We start from the raw sequence: 16,304 nt of genomic DNA, 5'->3' as shown, positions 1-16,304 counted from the left end.
AATGCAAATTAGATTAAGAAAGCGCCTTGGCGACCTGTTGATAGAAGAAGGCATTGTCACCCAGGAGCAGCTAGAGCAAGCGCTGGGAAAACAGCAGACGACCGGCCGCAAGTTGGGGGATACCCTGATCAGCATGGGATTTTTGAGTGAGCAGCAGATGCTCGCTTTCCTCTCCCGCCAGCTGGATATCCCCTTGGTTGACCTTACCCGGGTGTCGGTTGATGCCGATTCGGTGTCCTTGCTCTCCGAGGTTCACGCCCGTCGCCTGCGGGCATTGGTGATTGGCGTTCGTGGCGATACCGTTCGGGTGGCGATGAGCGATCCGGCAGACTTGGCTGCGCAGGAGGCGGTTTATGATCAACTGGTACAATACCGGGTTGAGCTGGTTATCGCGCCCGAGCGTCAGTTGATTGCTGCTTTTGACCGCTATTACCGCCGGACCCAGGAAATTGTCTCGTTTGCCGAGCAGTTGCAGGCCGAGCATCAAAGCGAAACGGATTATAGTTTTGGGTTTGATGATTCTGATAATGACGAAGTGACGGTTGTTAAGCTGATCAACTCCTTGTTTGAGGATGCGATCCAGGTTGGCGCTTCGGATATTCATATCGAGCCTGATGCCGATGTGCTGCGTATTCGCCAGCGTATCGATGGGGTGTTGCATGAAACCTTGCTTAATGAAGCCAGTGTGTCGGCGGCTTTGGTACTGCGCCTGAAGTTGATGAGCGGACTGGATATCTCAGAAAAGCGTTTACCGCAAGACGGCCGATTTAACGTCAAGGTACGCGGCCACTCGGTGGATGTGCGTGTGTCTACGATGCCGGTTCAGCACGGTGAGTCCGTGGTGATGCGTCTGCTTGATCAGTCAGCCGGTATCCTGAGTCTGGAAGAGATCGGCATGCCCGCCGACTTGCTGCCGCGTTTTCGTCGCCAGCTCAAGCGGCCGCATGGGATGATCCTGGTGACCGGTCCGACCGGGTCCGGCAAAACCACCACTCTCTACGGTGCCCTTAGTGAGCTGAACAAGCCAGGAAAGAAACTGATCACGGCAGAAGACCCGGTGGAATATCGCCTGCCCCGGGTTAACCAGGTTCAGGTAAACAGCAAGATTGGCCTGACGTTTTCATCAATCCTGCGAACCTTTCTTCGTCAGGACCCCGATATCATTTTGGTCGGTGAGATGCGTGATCAGGAAACCGTCGAAATTGGTCTGCGCTCGGCACTGACCGGCCACCTGGTCTTGTCGACGCTGCACACCAACGATGCAATTGACAGTGCCTTGCGCATGATGGACATGGAGGCGCCAGGCTACTTAGTGGCCAGTGCTGTTCGTGCCGTGTTGGCTCAGCGCCTGGTCCGTCGGGTGTGTAAAGATTGCACAGAACGCGAAGAGCTGGACGGGGCTAAGCAGCAATGGCTCAAGGCGCGCTTTCCGCTACATCTTCACCGGGAGTTCCACCGGGGGAGAGGTTGCCAAAGCTGCAACTTTACCGGTTATAAAGGGCGTATTGGGGTCTTTGAACTGCTTGAGTTGGATCAGCCGATGATGGATGCACTGCGTGCCAATGATGCGGTGTTGTTTAGCCAGATAGCCCGTAATGCCTCTGGCTACAAACCACTGATTGAGTCAGCCATGGAGCTGGCGCTTGAAGGGCGAACGAGACTGGAGGAAGTGTTGTTGCTGGGCGAAGGCGACTTGAATACCACTGATTTTATTGCCGCTGATCTTAATGACGGTCATGTGCTGTGATTGCGCGATAGGAGCTAGTATATGCCGGTATTTAACTATCGCGGACGGGATAACCAAGGCGGACTGAAGCGTGGCCAAATTGAAGCGGCCAGCCAGGATGCAGCGGCTGATCTGCTGATGCGGCAGGGCATAATCCCGTTGGAGATCCGCCAGGGGAAAGCCGAGGGACAAGGTTGGGATCTCCAGTCTATGTTTCAAAGCCGGGTGCCGTTGGAGATACTGGTGATATTTAGTCGCCAGCTCTACAGCCTTACCAAGGCTGGCGTGCCTTTGCTACGGGCCATTAAAGGCTTGAGTCAGAGCTCGTCACATCCGCTAATGAAGGAAGCATTAGATGCCGTTACGGATGAGCTGACCAACGGTCGCTCACTGTCGGTCTCGATGAAGCAGCATCCACGGGTGTTTTCGGAGCTGTATGTGTCGATGATCCATGTCGGCGAAAACACGGGGCGACTGGATGAGTCGCTGCTGCAACTGGCGAATTATTTCGAGCAGGAAATGGAGACCCGGCGCCGGATCAAATCGGCGATGCGTTACCCGACCTTTGTGATCTCGGCAATTATGCTGGCGATGGTCGTGCTGAACGTTAAGGTGATCCCGCAGTTTACCTCTATGTTCAGCCGGTTCGGGGTGGATCTCCCCCTACCGACCCGAATATTGATCGCCAGCTCGAATTTCTTTGTCAACTATTGGCCATTGTTGTTAGGCGGGCTGGTGGCGAGCTGGATTGGGATCAGGATGTGGCGCCAGACACCGGCAGGTAATGAAAAGTGGGACCGGTGGCGGCTGAAAGTGCCGATTGTCGGTGATATCGTCAACCGGGCACAGCTATCGCGCTTTTCGCGCACCTTTTCCCTGATGATCCGTGCCGGTGTGCCTTTGAATCAGGCGATCCAGATGGCTGCAGAGGCCCTGGGTAACCGATTTCTGGAAAATCGTCTGATAGAGATGAAAAACGGTATCGAGGGCGGTAATACCATTGCCAGTACGGCTAGCCAGTCTGGAGTGTTTACACCGTTAGTATTGCAGATGATCGCCGTAGGTGAAGAAACCGGTCAGGTTGATGACTTATTGCTCGAAGTCTCCGATTTTTATGATCGCGAGGTCGATTATGACCTGAAGACGCTGACTGCCCGGATAGAGCCGCTTCTGTTGCTGATTGTGGCAATTATGGTTCTGTTGCTGGCGTTGGGGATTTTCTTACCGATGTGGAGTCTGCTTGATGTGGCTAGAGGCGTTTAACCGGCGGCAGAGAAGACATCTTCAACATTTCATCTGGTTTTGCGGTAGTGGCCTTATTGTCGCAGTGATGCTGACTAAAGGTATTGAATTAAAACAAGAGGCCGAGCACACCAGGCTGAGTGTACTCAAGCAGACCTTTTACAAAAGTGCCTCGGCACTGCGTCAGCAGTGGGAGCTTGAAGGTAAACCACCCCGGTTAGAGATTGCGAAAATCGATGTTGAATATACCGTTCGTGGCTGGCCGGTTGTTATCACTGACGGTGAATTAGATTGTCAGAAAATGTGGGATCTGCTGGCTTCCAGGACAAGCTCTGTATCGTTTATTCAGTTTAGGTCGAAAAAAGAACTGAGATCAGATCGATATAATTCGTGTTACTACCAAATAAGTGACGGTAATTGGCTGGAATTATATTTTAAAAATGAGAGAATACACATTAACGGCTTTTTGACGGATCAAGCGTCGTTTTTATGACGAATAGAGATGTATCAAAATGAACAAACAACGCGGATTTTCCCTTGTAGAGCTCGTTATTGTGATTATCGTTGTCGGCCTGCTGGCGGCAACGGCATTGCCCCGATTTCTGCAGGTCACCGATGAGGCCAAGAAAGCCTCGATTGAAGGTGTTGCCGGAGGCTTCGCGACGGCAGTCCTGTCTGCCCGTGCTCAATGGGAAGCCTATGGACGTCCAGCCAACAGTAGTGGTCAGTATCAGGTGGATTATGACGGTACCGACTTTTTACTGACCAAGGCTAAAACCGATAAGAGTGTGCGTGATGGGTATCCGTATGCATTGACGACCGGCAGTTCAACTGTCGGTGCGATCAATGCGGCAGACTGTCAGGCATTATTGGATAATTTGTTACAAAACCCGCCGCTGGCAACAACCAACAGCCGTGATGCAGTGAGCGGTAACTATGTGTTTTACGTTAAAGCAGGTACTGATAATTCAGCCAAGCTTTGTCGTTATTACCAGCTGGCTTCGGCCGGAACGAATGGGTCGGGCTCAACCGATGTCGAGGCCGGGCATTCATTTACATATAAACCGGCTTTGGGCCGTGTCGAAGTCAATTTGAAATAAACAGGAGTAAGTTATGAAACGTCAGGGCGGTTTTACGCTAATTGAATTGGTGGTTGTGATTGTAATTTTGGGTATTCTGGCGGTAACCGCAGCTCCTAAGTTTATGAACTTCCAGGATGATGCACGTATTGCATCGCTACAAGGCCTGAAAGGCGGTATCGATGGTGGTGCAAGTATTGTATATGGTAAAGCTGCATTAACCGGCAAAGAATCTGCTACAGGTGGTGATGTTGAAGGCATTACGACTGAATATGGTTATCCAGCCGCATCAACTACGGGTATTAAAAAGGCTGTTACTGGTCTTGATTCTGATGATTGGGTGATGGCGTTTGATACTGAAGGTACTGCCCCTAATACGACGAATCATGGTGCATTTACACTGAAAGGCAAGGCTCCTTCTACTGTAAATTATGCCAACATTAAAGCGACTAACTGTTACGTGAAATACGATGAAGCAACGGGCACGCAGGCAACAAGTGCCGCTAAAACAACTATCGTAACGACCGGTTGTAATTAATTGAATGGGGCTCTTTTGAGCCCTATTTTCCGAGTCGCTTATTTATCAAAGCGGCTCGGGAAATAGTCGACGCGAGTGCAGGTGGAGGTTCAATGAAAAATCGCCAGCAGGGTTTTACATTAGTTGAGCTGGTGGTTGTCATTATTCTCATTGGCATACTCGGTGCCACTGCAACCACGAAAATGATCGGCCCCAGCAGCTTCGATGCGCATCTGAACCGCGATCAGGCGATTGCTATTGCCAGACAAGTCCAAATTTTGTCTATGAACCAGTCGATCTCATCTGCCACCGATCCCAATGCCTCCTGTTATACCTTGCAAATTTCACCGGGTTATTTTGGTAGTCCTCGCTGTGAGAGTGTTCTTCCGAGTATGCCGCCGGCACTGACGGCTGCTGATAATAACCTGAGCCTGTCCGCCGAAGGTCTAACAGTCACCAACCTGTATTTTGATATGCTGGGACAGCCCTTTTATTTTAGTGGCACTGGCGTCAATGAGGCGCGAGTCTATGCCTGCCGAAGCAACTCGGGCTGCAAGCTCACATTTCGCTCGGGGGCCAATGAGGCAACCACTCTGTGTATCAATCAGGAAGGGTATATCTATGCCGGTTGCTAGTGGTTCATGCTCAAGGCCGAAAGGCAGGCAGGCAGGTTTTACCCTGATAGAAGGGATTATTAGCATCGTGATTCTTGGTATTGCCATGATCACGCTCACCAGTTTTCTATTTCCTCAGGCCGAACGTTCGGCAACGCCGTATTATCAGGCACGAGCTTCTGCAATCGGCAATGCCTTTCTTAATGAAGTATTGTCGCGCAAGTTTGACGAACATAGCGACCCATTCGGAGACAGTGCGGTGCGCTGCGGTGAAGCCGGGGCACAGGCATGTACGACGCCGGAAAGTTCGGGTAGCTGGTCGCGGGACGATGTCCAGCAGGATGGGACCAGCAAAGAGTATTTTGCCTACGTTGATCCGATCAGCGGTAATCGACTGGGCTGGGGGCTGATGGTATCAGCGGCTGATGATGTCGATGATTTTCACGGTTGCTGGGGGGATTTTTCTTTGTGTGGCAAGCGCTATAGCAGCAGCCAATTTCCCTGGCGTGGGTTTATTGAGAACTTGCTGGCAGACGATCAGGGCAAAAATGAGCGTTATCTGAATATGACTGTAAAAATTGCGGTCAGCTACGATACGTCCCTTAATACCAGTTATCCAAATAACGCTTTTCCCCATCAGCACAAGCGGATTGATGTCGAGGTCGATACCGGCCGCTATGGCACCTATGACTTTGTTGCCTATAGGAGTAATTACTGATGAGGCGGCAAAGAGGCTTTACCCTGGTTGAAATGGTGATGGCTTTGGTGATCCTTGGCATTATTTCACTGGCTATCGGTAGCTACCTGCAGTTGGGAACACAGGGATATGTCGACACGGTAAACCGTGACCGGGCCCAGTCGATTGCGCGTTTTGCCTTGGAAAAAATCACCCGGGAGGTACGCCATGCCGCGCCTAATAGTATCTCGACATCCAACTCCGGCACTTGCCTGTCTTTTTATCCGGTCAGGTATTCCGGCTTCTATCAGGGGGATCCCGATAGCGCAGCAATGAGCCTTGTTCCGGCAATAGGCTCGTCCACCGAATGGAAAGCGATTAATACGCAGGCTGACTTGGCCCTGGCGATTGGCTTGCCGTCGGCCACCGAGTACGAGGCAAAACGTAATACGATAAACTCTGTCGCCGACGGGACCGAGCAAGGTGAGCTGACCGTTAACCTTGCTGCTTCGCCCTTATATTCTTCACCAGCGAAGCGAGCTTATGTCTATAGCGATAAAGTCGAATATTGCCTGGCGGGAAATCTGTTGACCCGGCAGGGGAACCGGATTGCCGAGGACGTGAAGTCTGTCGAATTCGTCGCAGAAGGGGCGGGTTTACAGAATAACGGTATGGTGCACATTTCATTGGTGATTGAGAAAGCCAATACCGATGAAGTTTTTTCCTATAACCACACAGTGCAGGTGATCAATGTCCTATAGCAAACAACGCGGCAGCGCCTTGATTGTCTCGGTGTTTATCATCACTGTGATGGCGGGCTTTGCCGCCGCCATGATCCGTATTGATTGGTCTGGTCAGGAGATGACATCACGGGAGGTGTTTGCAACTAGGGCCTGGTTTGCCGCGCACTCGGGCAATGAGTATGTGCTGAGCAAGTTGTTTCCGCTGGGCCAGAAAGCCTCTGATCCTGATGCCTGCTCACAAGGGGGAAGCAGTGATAGCAAAACTTATTCTGTGGATGCCAGCTTGTTTCAATGCCAGAAAGTGACTGTGGTTTGTACCCGCTTTAAATATGGCTCGGATTCACAAAGCGCCTATAAATATCAGTTGGAAAGCAGTGCGACCTGCGGCAATGGCAAGTTTGCGACCACTCGCACTCAGGAAACCTGGGCAAAGGATCTCCCATGAGAAAACGTATGAAAAAAAAGAATAAACTCGTTTTTTTATATTGGGTATTTGCCTTGTTCGTTAGTCTATCAAGCCTTCCAACCCAGGCCGCGCAGTGCCTAAGCAATGGAGCCAGGGTCAATGCAAAAAATGGATTCTGTATTACTGCGAATCTGGTGTCCGACGGAAGTAACCGGATAAGAATTGAAGGGGATTATTACTACCACCCTATCTGGACGGATGATTCAGACTATTTTGGCTACGGACAGGGAATCAATGAAACGGGTTATCTAAACGATGGCAAAGAGCATCAGTTTCAGATCAAGTTCGTAAATCAAGACCCTTATAACTCCAGAAATATATTTGGCTGGCTAGAGTACAGTGTGGATGGTCAGTATATTTCGTCGACATATATCGATATTCGAAATCGGGTGGATGCCGATAAGTTTGATCCTTATATCAATGTCAGGGTGTTAGGAAGTCAGGTATCTGGAACCTGCCTGGCTGAAGGCAATTGCGGTAGTTTACCCCAGCCTGAGCCGGACAAGGAATACAGTACGGATGCCTTGTATGAGTTTGGGGTGGAGTCCTGTTCCTCAAGTAGCTGTACGATTTCTTTAAATAATAATTATACGATCACGCCGCTGGTCTTTTTAATGCCGACGATTGACTCGAACGATCCTGACGATGACGAACCGGCCACTTTAGTGGTTTCTGGGGTTGATAAGGATGCCAAGACGGTCACTTTCTCGCAGAAAAATCCTGAAAACGGTTGGGATTCAACCCAAATGACTCAGATCAGCTACCTGGTCATGGAACCTGGCGTAGCCGACTTTAATGGCAAAAAAGTGATCGCGGGTTATACCGATACCCAGTCGTATCAGGCGCAGGGCGTATCGGGTAGCTGGCAGACGAATATTCGGTTTTCGGACTGGGGCGGGAGCTTTAATGCCACACCGGTGGTTTTGACCCAATTACAGGCCTTAAATCAAAACTCTCTTTTTGTTACCTCAGCGATAAGCGGGATCACCTCAGAGAAAGTCGACTTGGCCTTGGAGCTGGGCAGGGGTAGTTATGCGCCGAGCAATGACAGAAGAATCGCTTTTCTTGCCAGCTTGCCGGGAACTGGTGAAACGGTGGTCAATAATCAGCAGGCTAAGTTTGAGTTTGGATTTGAAGCCAGTTTGAATCAAGAAGGCTCGCTGACCGACTCATGTCAGAACTTGGATATTTATTATACCCGTACCTTCACCGCTCAGCCTGGGGTGATTGCAATGAAACAAACTCGTGTCGGCGGTGATGGTGGGTGGTTGCGTCGCTGTAACTTATCCAAACAGAAATTCAGTTTTGTATTTGACGAAGATACATTAGACAGCCGCCGCCATGGTCAGTTTGAGAATATCGGCTTCTTTGCCTTTGAAATGCCTGAACCCAAATCTCTCGATATTTGTGAATATGTCCCTGATGTGGTTCAGTCAAATAAATATTATCAGGGGAATGTCTACGGGAATTTATCGGTTGCCGGGCGATCTTATGTCTCCACGATAGATCCGCGCCATGGTTATTCTTTCCTGCCTCAAGTGCAGGATATTGCCGGGTGTAAATATAACTCAACTGATGGTTTGGGCAGTAAAGAGAAGTGTGCGCCTGTCGAACTAAAGGCTGATCTGTTTCCGACACTGGCAAGTTTTAAAAACAGCGAAAATGAATTTAAGTGTGAGAGCGGCAAGCCATGCAATATTTCGCCGGGTGTGTATAAAGAAGTCATTGTAAAAGATAGAAAGACACTGACATTTGCTCCGGGGGAGTATTGGATCAAAGAACTTAAAGTCGAAAACCGTTCCAAAATAGCCGTCAATAAAACTCATCAGACGGTTATTCACTTTAAGAAAGCCAAGCTTGAAGAAAGAGCTTCCGTCAATGAACAGGGAAACAGTGAAAACCTATTGCTCATTGGCCACTACGACAGTGGTAACAGTGATGACGAGCTGGAAATGGAGAAGCGGGCAAAGTTATATGGTTATATTTATCTGGACCCTCGAACGGGTTCCTTTGATTTAGAAAAAGAGAATGCCTTTATTTTTGGTGGCGTAACGGCCCCGGTTATTGAGCTCTCGGCAGGCGCCATAATTGGTACGCGCAGTAAGTGTGGAAACACTACCAGCAAACGTTATTTGGTTATGGCGCCAACAGAAAAGTACGCGCTGACCTGTGATAATAACAAGCCGTCTTATACCGCTACCATGATGCTGGACAGTACCGGAGACGGGAGTCCTGATACAACTGATACCGACTTTAATGGCCCTGTGATTATTGAAAAGCCATCAGGTAAGTCAGTCTGTCTGCAGCGCAAGGGGAGTAATACTTGCCTGACGTTTGATAGTAACAACCAGATTCAAGAAAATGCCACCAACGGTGTACTGGAGCTGAATGTTAAGCCTACCGGGATCGGTAAATTGGTCTTGAAGGCCTCCACCTCTGAACCTGTGGAAAATACGTTACCGATTGAGTCAGCCTTTACGTTTATGCCTTATCGGTTTGAAGTGCTACCCAAGTCATCTGCCGGTAAAAGTGATGAATTGATTGCCGGTAAGCCGGAAGATATTTCTGTGGGGGTATTGGCCTGCACCACACCGGAAGGCGGTACGGCTGAGTACATTACGGACTACCAACCTTCATCGTCAAAGCCCATAACGGTAACAACCAAGTATGATGCGCCGTTAACGGGTCAGTCTGCGGTTGTTATCGGTAAACCATTTAAATTTACCGATGGTAAAGCCGAGCTGGATAAGGCCCTGTCCTACAATGATGCAGGCAAGGTTACCTTTACACTGAAAGATCCTGCCTTCGGCAAGGCAGAGTACTGCAAGGGCAACAGTGAATGTGAGGGCTTGTTTCCGTCGGGCAGCAGCGGCCTGGAAGGCAGTGCAACGATTTATGTGAGGCCCTATACCTTTGCGCTTTGCGATATTAAGAATCCGGATGATTCTACGCCACGGAACAACGCCAAGGATAAAACGGATCACTCTGGCACCAGTCAAAGCGGCCCGGGCTTTGCCAAATCAGGAGAGCAGTTTGAGGCAAGACTGAAACCTGTGATCTGGTTAGCCGGTGATTCTGTTTCTGGCGACTCCAGTGGTGATAACAAGGCTGACATTCAAGCTTACGGAAGTGGTTGGTGCACCAATAGAAAGGTAACCGAAAACTACTACAGTCCGACCGGCTCGAGTGTTGCCATCAAAGCGCCGGTCTCTTTGACCATTCCAGCCTTGCCAGCTTCGCCGGCAACAACCGCCAGCGTGAAGCCGGAAGGTGGTGTGCTTGGGGGAACCGTGAACTATAGTTTTACCGGTAAAGTATCCGATAGCGGTTGGCTGACAACGAACTTGAACTGGAGTGAGGTCGGAAGTCTCTGGCTTCAGGCGGATGGAGGTTACCAGCTTGATGGACGGTCACTACCGTTAAATCAAAGTACCGTTCAGATTGGCCGCTTCTACCCGGATCATTTTGCCGTTGTGGTAAAACCGGGGGGCAGTGAAGGGATCCTTCCGGCTAATGGATCTTTCTCTTATATGGAGCAACCATTTACCGGCAAGTTTACGGTCAAGGCCATGAATAACTCGGCCCCGGTCGGTAACTATCATCTTTTTGCCTCGTCGCTACAGGCAGATTTTGGTTTATGGTTGGGAAGCCTAGTTGGCGGTCAGTATGAGGCCTTTGATTTGGCAAGGCTTCATATTTGTAATACTCAACAATGCAAGTCGGACTTGGCTTGGCAAGGCTGGGGTAATGTTGCTCAAGGCACGGCGTCACCGCAAAGCGGGCGAGTTTTTGATGCAACGGGTACTAACGTGGCTGGTAATGACAAGCCGAGAATGACGATCACCCGTCCCACTGATACCAGTTTTACCTGTCCGCTGGATGATCCAAACAGTTGTACCAAGGCAACTAAAGCGGACGGTCCTTATCAGGCCCTCGATTTCAGGGCCAGAGTCAGCAAATTTGTTGATGGTGTTGATTTTGTCCTGACTGCGACTGAGAAAAATCAGCATGCAGTCGGGGCCAAGGTTGACGGGACGGATATCCGTTACGGACGCATGGTGCTGGAAGATGTCGGCGGGCGTGCCGACAGCAAGATAGCGATTCCACTGCGGGTCGAATATTGGGACGGCAAGGGTTTTGTGACCAATACGGATGACAGCTTATCGACATTTGACGGAGATAATTACTGTAAGCAGATCATTGCCCAATCTGATTCCACGGTGACAGACAGTACGTCCCGGACGTCAGGGCAAGGAACCGTTACTGCCGGAGAGATAAGCTCCGGTGAGTTTGTGGCACAGCCGCACACTAAAACGAATTACCGAGAGCAAGTTGAGCTCTGGCAGCGGCTGACATCGACCATACCCGCCAAACTCAAGGCGGATGATTGTTCCGGCAACCACTCTAATCAGCCCTGGTTGCAGTACAACTGGCGTCAATTTGGTGATGAAAGCCCATCCGCCGTTGTGACCTTTGGTGTTTACCGAGGCAACGATCGCATCATTTATCGTGGAGAAAAGGGGATGAATCAGCTGCTCAACTAAATAAAATGCGGATCTGTGGCAGGTTTGACAAAGCTTACCTTGTCTCGATCCGTGCCCCTTGATACATTTAGCGCAATTTAACGAATTTTGTAAGCTTGCAGGAATTAGCCGAAGACTATGTTTAAAAAACTTCGTGGCATGTTTTCTAATGACCTGTCTATTGACCTGGGTACTGCCAACACCCTTATTTATGTCAAAGGACAGGGCATCGTACTCGATGAACCATCAGTAGTAGCTATTCGTCAGGACCGCGCTGGCGCAACCAAAAGTGTTGCAGCCGTAGGTCACGACGCCAAACAAATGCTTGGTCGTACACCAGGCAATATCGCTGCTATCCGTCCAATGAAAGACGGCGTAATTGCCGATTTTTACGTGACCGAGAAAATGCTTCAGCATTTTATCAAGCAGGTCCACGACAACAGCATTCTACGCCCTAGCCCACGCGTACTGGTTGCTGTTCCTTGTGGTTCTACTCAGGTGGAGCGTCGAGCTATCCGTGAATCTGCACAAGGTGCGGGTGCCCGCGAAGTGTACCTGATTGACGAGCCGATGGCGGCAGCAATCGGTGCCGGTATGCCGGTATCGGAAGCGACCGGTTCGATGGTGATCGATATCGGTGGTGGTACTACCGAAGTTGCCGTTATCTCTCTAAACGGCGTGGTTTACTCCTCGTCGGTACGTATCGGCGGTGACCGCTTTGATGAGGCGGTAATCAACTACGTTCGTCGTAACTACGGCAGCCTGATTGGTGAAGCGACGGCCGAGCGTATCAAGCATGAAATCGGTTCGGCATACCCGGGCGATGAAGTACGCGAAATTGAAGTGCGTGGTCGTAACCTGGCTGAAGGTGTACCTCGCAGCTTTACTCTTAACTCCAACGAAATTCTAGAAGCCCTGCAGGAGCCTCTGACAGGTATCGTGTCGGCAGTGATGGTAGCGCTTGAACAGTGTCCGCCAGAGCTGGCATCAGATATCTCAGAGCGCGGCATGGTGCTAACCGGTGGCGGTGCGCTATTGCGCGATCTTGATCGCCTGCTGACCGAAGAAACCGGGATCCCAGTTGTTGTTGCCGAAGATCCGCTAACTTGTGTTGCACGTGGCGGTGGTAAGGCACTGGAAATGATCGACATGCACGGCGGCGATCTCTTCAGCGAAGAATAATGCCATCTTCGGCAATAGACAGAACAGGTTATAGCGTTAGATGAAACCTATATTTGGCAGAGGGCCTTCTCTGCAGTTACGCCTGTTTCTTGCCATATTACTGTCGGTTGGCCTGATGCTGGCCGACAGCCGCCTAGATGCCTTCGCCAATGTACGTTATTTGCTGAACTCAGTGATTTCACCACTCCAGTATGCAGCTAACTTACCTCGTGATTTGTTAGATGGTATGTCAGGTCAGTTGAGCTCCCATCAGCGTTTGTTGGCAGAGAATAAAGCACTTAAGCGTGATTTACTGGTTAAGCAGAGTGATGTGCTGCTGCTGGACCAGTTAAAGCAGGAAAACCAGCGTTTACGCGAGCTGTTGGGCTCACCTTTCGTCCGCGACGAGAAGAAACTGATCGCGGAGGTGATGGCGGTGGATTCCGATCCCTACAGTCACCAGGTGATGATTGACAAGGGGCGGGTTGACGGTGTCTATGAAGGCCAGCCGGTGATCAATGAAAAAGGGATCGTCGGCCAGGTGTCCTATGTCGGAGCCCACAACAGCCGGGTGCTGTTGTTGATCGATCCGACGCATGCGATCCCGATCCAGGTTGTGCGTAACGACATCCGGGTAATTGCCTCGGGCAGCGGCCAGATCGACCAAGTCCAGCTTGAGCATGTACCGAGCAGTACCGATATCGAAGTTGGGGACTTGCTGGTGACATCCGGCCTGGGCGGTCGGTACCCGGAAGGTTATCCGGTTGGACATGTCACCGAGTTTTCGTTTGATAACAAGCGCCCGTTTGCCCAGATAAAGGCAAAACCGACGGTACAGTTCGATCGCCTGCGTTATTTGTTGCTGGTATGGCCGACACCGCGGGAAACGCTGATGGTAGGAGATCTCAATAGTGGCGAATAGTCGACCAAGTGGGCGCTTGCTGATTTGGCTATCTTTTATCGTGGCACTGATCCTACAGGCCGCGCCATGGCCCGGCGAGCTGGAGCTGTTCAGGCCTTCATGGGTGCTGCTGGTGGCCTTTTACTGGGTACTGGCACTGCCGCACCGGGTCAATGTCGGTACGGCATTGCTGTTGGGGCTGCTGTGGGACTTGATGCTGGGCTCGACGCTCGGAGTACGGGGCCTGATGATGTCGGTGCTGTGCTATGTCGTTGCCCTGAATTTCCAGGTACTGCGCAACCTGTCGCTGTGGCAGCAGGCTATTCTGGTTGCCTTGCTGACACTGGCCGGCAAACTGGTCGAGTTCTGGGCGGAATATCTGGTCTCGGTGATCACCTTCGAGCCGGAACGGCTCTGGGCCGTGCTGCTGAACTTCCTGCTATGGCCATGGCTGTTTTTGCTGCTACGGCGGATGCGTCGTAAGTTCTCAATTCGTTAAATTACTTTCCCAACTAGGTCTGTTCGGTGTTAGGTTGTAAAGCATGACATCGAATGGATCTTTTTGATATTTATATAAATGGTATCGTCATGTCTGCATTGCAACTGTATCTGGCTTCGGGATCTCCCCGGCGAAAAGAACTACTGGCTCAGCTGGGTTATACCTTTGAACGGGTTGTCGTAGACGTTGAGGAATGTCACCAGCCGGGCGAGGCACCGGCTGATTATGTCCAGCGCCTATCGCTGGAGAAGGCACAGGCCGGGGTGATAGAAACCGATGGCCAGACGCCGGTGCTGGGTTCAGATACTATTGTTGTAGTAGATGATGCAATTCTGGAAAAGCCGAAAGACTTTGCCGATGCCAGGCGCATGCTGACCCTGCTGTCCGGCAGGCAGCACCAGGTGATGACGGCCGTTACCCTGGCCACGGCAGCGCGTAGCAAAACCTGCCTTGTAACCACGAACGTTTGGTTCAAGACTTTGTCAGAAAAAGAAATAGAAGCATATTGGCAAAGCGGCGAGCCGCAAGATAAAGCAGGTAGCTATGGCATTCAGGGGATCGGCGGCAAGTTTATTGAGCGTATCGATGGTAGTTATTATGCTGTGGTGGGGTTACCGTTAATGGAAACCGACATCATGGTTCAGGACTTTTTAAGTTTATCAATTTAGAGGCAACCATGAGCACAGAGCTGCTGATTAATGTGACGCCAAGTGAGACGCGCGTTGCAATGATTGAAGGAGGGACCCTTCAGGAAGTACATATAGAACGAGAGTCAAAACGCGGAATTGTCGGCAACATTTACAAAGGTCGCGTAAGCCGGGTATTACCGGGTATGCAGGCGGCATTTGTTGATATCGGACTGGAGAAAGCGGCATTCCTGCATGCCTCAGATATTGTGCCTCATACTGAATGTGTGGCCGAGAACGAAAAGCAGCAGTTTCAGGTTCGGGATATCTCCGAGCTGGTCCGTCAGGGACAGGACCTGGTGGTTCAGGTGGTCAAGGATCCCCTGGGAACCAAGGGGGCTCGTCTCACAACAGACGTGACGCTGCCTTCGCGTTATCTGGTATTCATGCCAGGCGCTGGCCATGTCGGTGTCTCTCAGCGTATCGAAAGCGAAAGTGAGCGAGAGCGCCTGAAGAAGGTCGTCAACAAGCACTGTGACGAGCTGGGTGGCTTTATTATTCGTACCGCTGCCGAAGGGGCAACGGCGGAAGAGCTTGCCCAGGATGCCGCCTTCCTGAAACATTTGTGGCGTAAAGTACTGGAGCGCCGGGCCAAGCACAAGCCCAAGTCGATGCTGTATGGCGAACTCGGCTTGGCACAGCGGATCCTTCGTGACTTCGTCGGCACCGAGCTGGATTGCATCAAGGTTGACTCACGCCTCGGTTATGAAAAGCTGAAAGAATTTACCGATGAATTCGTGCCGGAGCTGAGCGATAAGCTTGAATATTACGCTGGCGAGCAGCCTATATTTGATCTATATGATACGGAAAGTGAAATTCAGCGCTCGTTGGATCGCAAGGTTGAGCTGAAGTCGGGCGGCTACCTGATTATTGATCAGACTGAAGCGATGACGACGGTCGATATCAACACCGGGGCCTTTGTCGGTCGCCGTAACTTGGAAGAAACCATCTTCAATACCAATATTGAGGCCACCAAGGCGATCGCCCGTCAGCTTAGGTTACGCAACCTGGGCGGGATCATTATTATCGATTTCATTGATATGGCACTGGAAGATCACCAGCGTCGTGTCTTGCTGGCACTGGAGCAGGCGCTTTCTTACGATCGGGTAAAAACCAATATCAACGGCTTTACCCAGCTGGGTCTGGTCGAGATGACCCGTAAGCGGACTCGCGAAAGTATCGAGCATGTGCTGTGCGGCACCTGCCCGACCTGTGAAGGCCGAGGCACGGTCAAAACTGTTGAAAGTGTCTGCTACGAGATCCTGCGTGAAATTACCCGGGTCAACCGAGCTTATGACGCCGACCGTTTTGTGGTTTATGTCGCGCCTGCGGTTGCCGAAGTCTTGGCGGGAGATGAATACCATGCTCTGGCTGAGCTGGAAGTGTTTATTGGCAAGCAGGTGAAAATCAAAGCTGAGCCATTATATATCCAGGAACAATTTGACGTTGTAATGATGTAATTACGAATGCG

At 50.8% G+C, this 16,304-nt stretch carries 15 protein-coding genes; all 15 read left to right on the top strand.

Translation table 11 applies throughout. The annotated features are described in order from the left end of the window. Position 1 precedes the first annotated feature (1 nt). A complete protein-coding gene (locus tag BIT28_RS04375; protein ID WP_075762419.1) occupies positions 2 to 1,747 on the top strand; it encodes a GspE/PulE family protein in 1,746 nt (581 codons plus the stop codon). A gap of 21 nt (positions 1,748 to 1,768) precedes the next feature. Next, a complete protein-coding gene (locus tag BIT28_RS04370; protein ID WP_075762418.1) occupies positions 1,769 to 2,989 on the top strand; it encodes a type II secretion system F family protein in 1,221 nt (406 codons plus the stop codon). After that, positions 2,967 to 3,461 (top strand): hypothetical protein, encoded by a 495-nt coding sequence (locus BIT28_RS04365; protein WP_139310436.1) that lies wholly within the window; start codon positions 2,967 to 2,969, stop codon positions 3,459 to 3,461. The genes BIT28_RS04370 and BIT28_RS04365 overlap by 23 nt, the downstream gene beginning before the upstream one ends. Positions 3,462 to 3,480: 19 nt before the next feature. Continuing rightward, positions 3,481 to 4,068 carry a prepilin-type N-terminal cleavage/methylation domain-containing protein gene (locus tag BIT28_RS04360; RefSeq protein ID WP_075762416.1) on the top strand — a complete coding sequence of 196 codons (588 nt, stop codon included), beginning with the start codon at positions 3,481 to 3,483 and terminating at the stop codon, positions 4,066 to 4,068. Positions 4,069 to 4,081: 13 nt separating this feature from the next. Next, positions 4,082 to 4,585, top strand: a complete 504-nt coding sequence (locus BIT28_RS04355; protein WP_075762415.1) for a type II secretion system protein — start codon at positions 4,082 to 4,084, stop codon at positions 4,583 to 4,585. A 92-nt stretch (positions 4,586 to 4,677) separates the two neighbouring features. Then, positions 4,678 to 5,199, top strand: a complete 522-nt coding sequence (locus BIT28_RS04350) for a type II secretion system protein (protein WP_075762414.1) — start codon at positions 4,678 to 4,680, stop codon at positions 5,197 to 5,199. Then, complete coding sequence (locus BIT28_RS04345; RefSeq protein WP_075762413.1) at positions 5,186 to 5,896, top strand: type IV pilus modification PilV family protein; 711 nt, start codon at positions 5,186 to 5,188, stop codon at positions 5,894 to 5,896. Before BIT28_RS04350 ends, BIT28_RS04345 begins: the two co-directional genes overlap by 14 nt. After that, positions 5,896 to 6,615, top strand: coding sequence for a PilW family protein (locus tag BIT28_RS04340; protein ID WP_075762412.1), 720 nt, complete (start codon positions 5,896 to 5,898; stop codon positions 6,613 to 6,615). Before BIT28_RS04345 ends, BIT28_RS04340 begins: the two co-directional genes overlap by 1 nt. Further along, the gene (locus BIT28_RS04335; RefSeq protein ID WP_075762411.1) at positions 6,605 to 7,042 is read left to right on the top strand and encodes a hypothetical protein; all 438 of its coding nucleotides are present in this window, start codon (positions 6,605 to 6,607) and stop codon (positions 7,040 to 7,042) included. Before BIT28_RS04340 ends, BIT28_RS04335 begins: the two co-directional genes overlap by 11 nt. Positions 7,043 to 7,050: 8 nt before the next feature. Beyond that, entirely contained in the window at positions 7,051 to 11,607 is a 4,557-nt protein-coding gene (locus BIT28_RS04330; RefSeq protein WP_139310435.1) for a DUF6701 domain-containing protein, read from the top strand. A gap of 117 nt (positions 11,608 to 11,724) precedes the next feature. Beyond that, positions 11,725 to 12,768, top strand: coding sequence for a rod shape-determining protein MreB (gene mreB, locus BIT28_RS04325; RefSeq protein WP_075762409.1), 1,044 nt, complete (start codon positions 11,725 to 11,727; stop codon positions 12,766 to 12,768). A gap of 40 nt (positions 12,769 to 12,808) precedes the next feature. Next, positions 12,809 to 13,669, top strand: a complete 861-nt coding sequence (mreC, locus tag BIT28_RS04320; protein ID WP_075762408.1) for a rod shape-determining protein MreC — start codon at positions 12,809 to 12,811, stop codon at positions 13,667 to 13,669. Beyond that, a complete protein-coding gene (gene mreD, locus BIT28_RS04315; protein WP_075762407.1) occupies positions 13,659 to 14,147 on the top strand; it encodes a rod shape-determining protein MreD in 489 nt (162 codons plus the stop codon). The genes mreC and mreD overlap by 11 nt, the downstream gene beginning before the upstream one ends. Positions 14,148 to 14,236: 89 nt before the next feature. Next, positions 14,237 to 14,815: a Maf family protein gene (locus BIT28_RS04310; RefSeq protein ID WP_075762443.1), complete on the top strand. Its 579-nt coding sequence runs from the start codon at positions 14,237 to 14,239 to the stop codon at positions 14,813 to 14,815. A gap of 8 nt (positions 14,816 to 14,823) precedes the next feature. After that, positions 14,824 to 16,293: a ribonuclease G gene (gene rng, locus BIT28_RS04305; protein WP_075762406.1), complete on the top strand. Its 1,470-nt coding sequence runs from the start codon at positions 14,824 to 14,826 to the stop codon at positions 16,291 to 16,293. Positions 16,294 to 16,304 lie beyond the last annotated feature (11 nt).

Origin of the sequence: Photobacterium proteolyticum, assembly GCF_001939735.1 — a bacterium.
GTDB lineage: Bacteria > Pseudomonadota > Gammaproteobacteria > Enterobacterales > Vibrionaceae > Photobacterium > Photobacterium proteolyticum.
This window is presented reverse-complemented; position numbering and strand designations above follow the sequence as displayed.

Excerpts from the sequence above, each read along its gene's own strand:
- BIT28_RS04375 (WP_075762419.1), top strand. The coding sequence starts at position 2 with ATGCAAATTAGATTAAGAAAGCGCCTTGGCGACCTGTTGATAGAAGAA.
- BIT28_RS04370 (WP_075762418.1), top strand. The coding sequence starts at position 1,769 with ATGCCGGTATTTAACTATCGCGGACGGGATAACCAAGGCGGACTGAAG.
- BIT28_RS04360 (WP_075762416.1), top strand. The coding sequence starts at position 3,481 with ATGAACAAACAACGCGGATTTTCCCTTGTAGAGCTCGTTATTGTGATT.
- BIT28_RS04355 (WP_075762415.1), top strand. The coding sequence starts at position 4,082 with ATGAAACGTCAGGGCGGTTTTACGCTAATTGAATTGGTGGTTGTGATT.
- BIT28_RS04350 (WP_075762414.1), top strand. The coding sequence starts at position 4,678 with ATGAAAAATCGCCAGCAGGGTTTTACATTAGTTGAGCTGGTGGTTGTC.
- BIT28_RS04345 (WP_075762413.1), top strand. The coding sequence starts at position 5,186 with ATGCCGGTTGCTAGTGGTTCATGCTCAAGGCCGAAAGGCAGGCAGGCA.
- BIT28_RS04340 (WP_075762412.1), top strand. The coding sequence starts at position 5,896 with ATGAGGCGGCAAAGAGGCTTTACCCTGGTTGAAATGGTGATGGCTTTG.
- BIT28_RS04335 (WP_075762411.1), top strand. The coding sequence starts at position 6,605 with ATGTCCTATAGCAAACAACGCGGCAGCGCCTTGATTGTCTCGGTGTTT.
- BIT28_RS04330 (WP_139310435.1), top strand. The coding sequence starts at position 7,051 with ATGAAAAAAAAGAATAAACTCGTTTTTTTATATTGGGTATTTGCCTTG.
- mreB (WP_075762409.1), top strand. The coding sequence starts at position 11,725 with ATGTTTAAAAAACTTCGTGGCATGTTTTCTAATGACCTGTCTATTGAC.
- mreC (WP_075762408.1), top strand. The coding sequence starts at position 12,809 with ATGAAACCTATATTTGGCAGAGGGCCTTCTCTGCAGTTACGCCTGTTT.
- BIT28_RS04310 (WP_075762443.1), top strand. The coding sequence starts at position 14,237 with ATGTCTGCATTGCAACTGTATCTGGCTTCGGGATCTCCCCGGCGAAAA.
- rng (WP_075762406.1), top strand. The coding sequence starts at position 14,824 with ATGAGCACAGAGCTGCTGATTAATGTGACGCCAAGTGAGACGCGCGTT.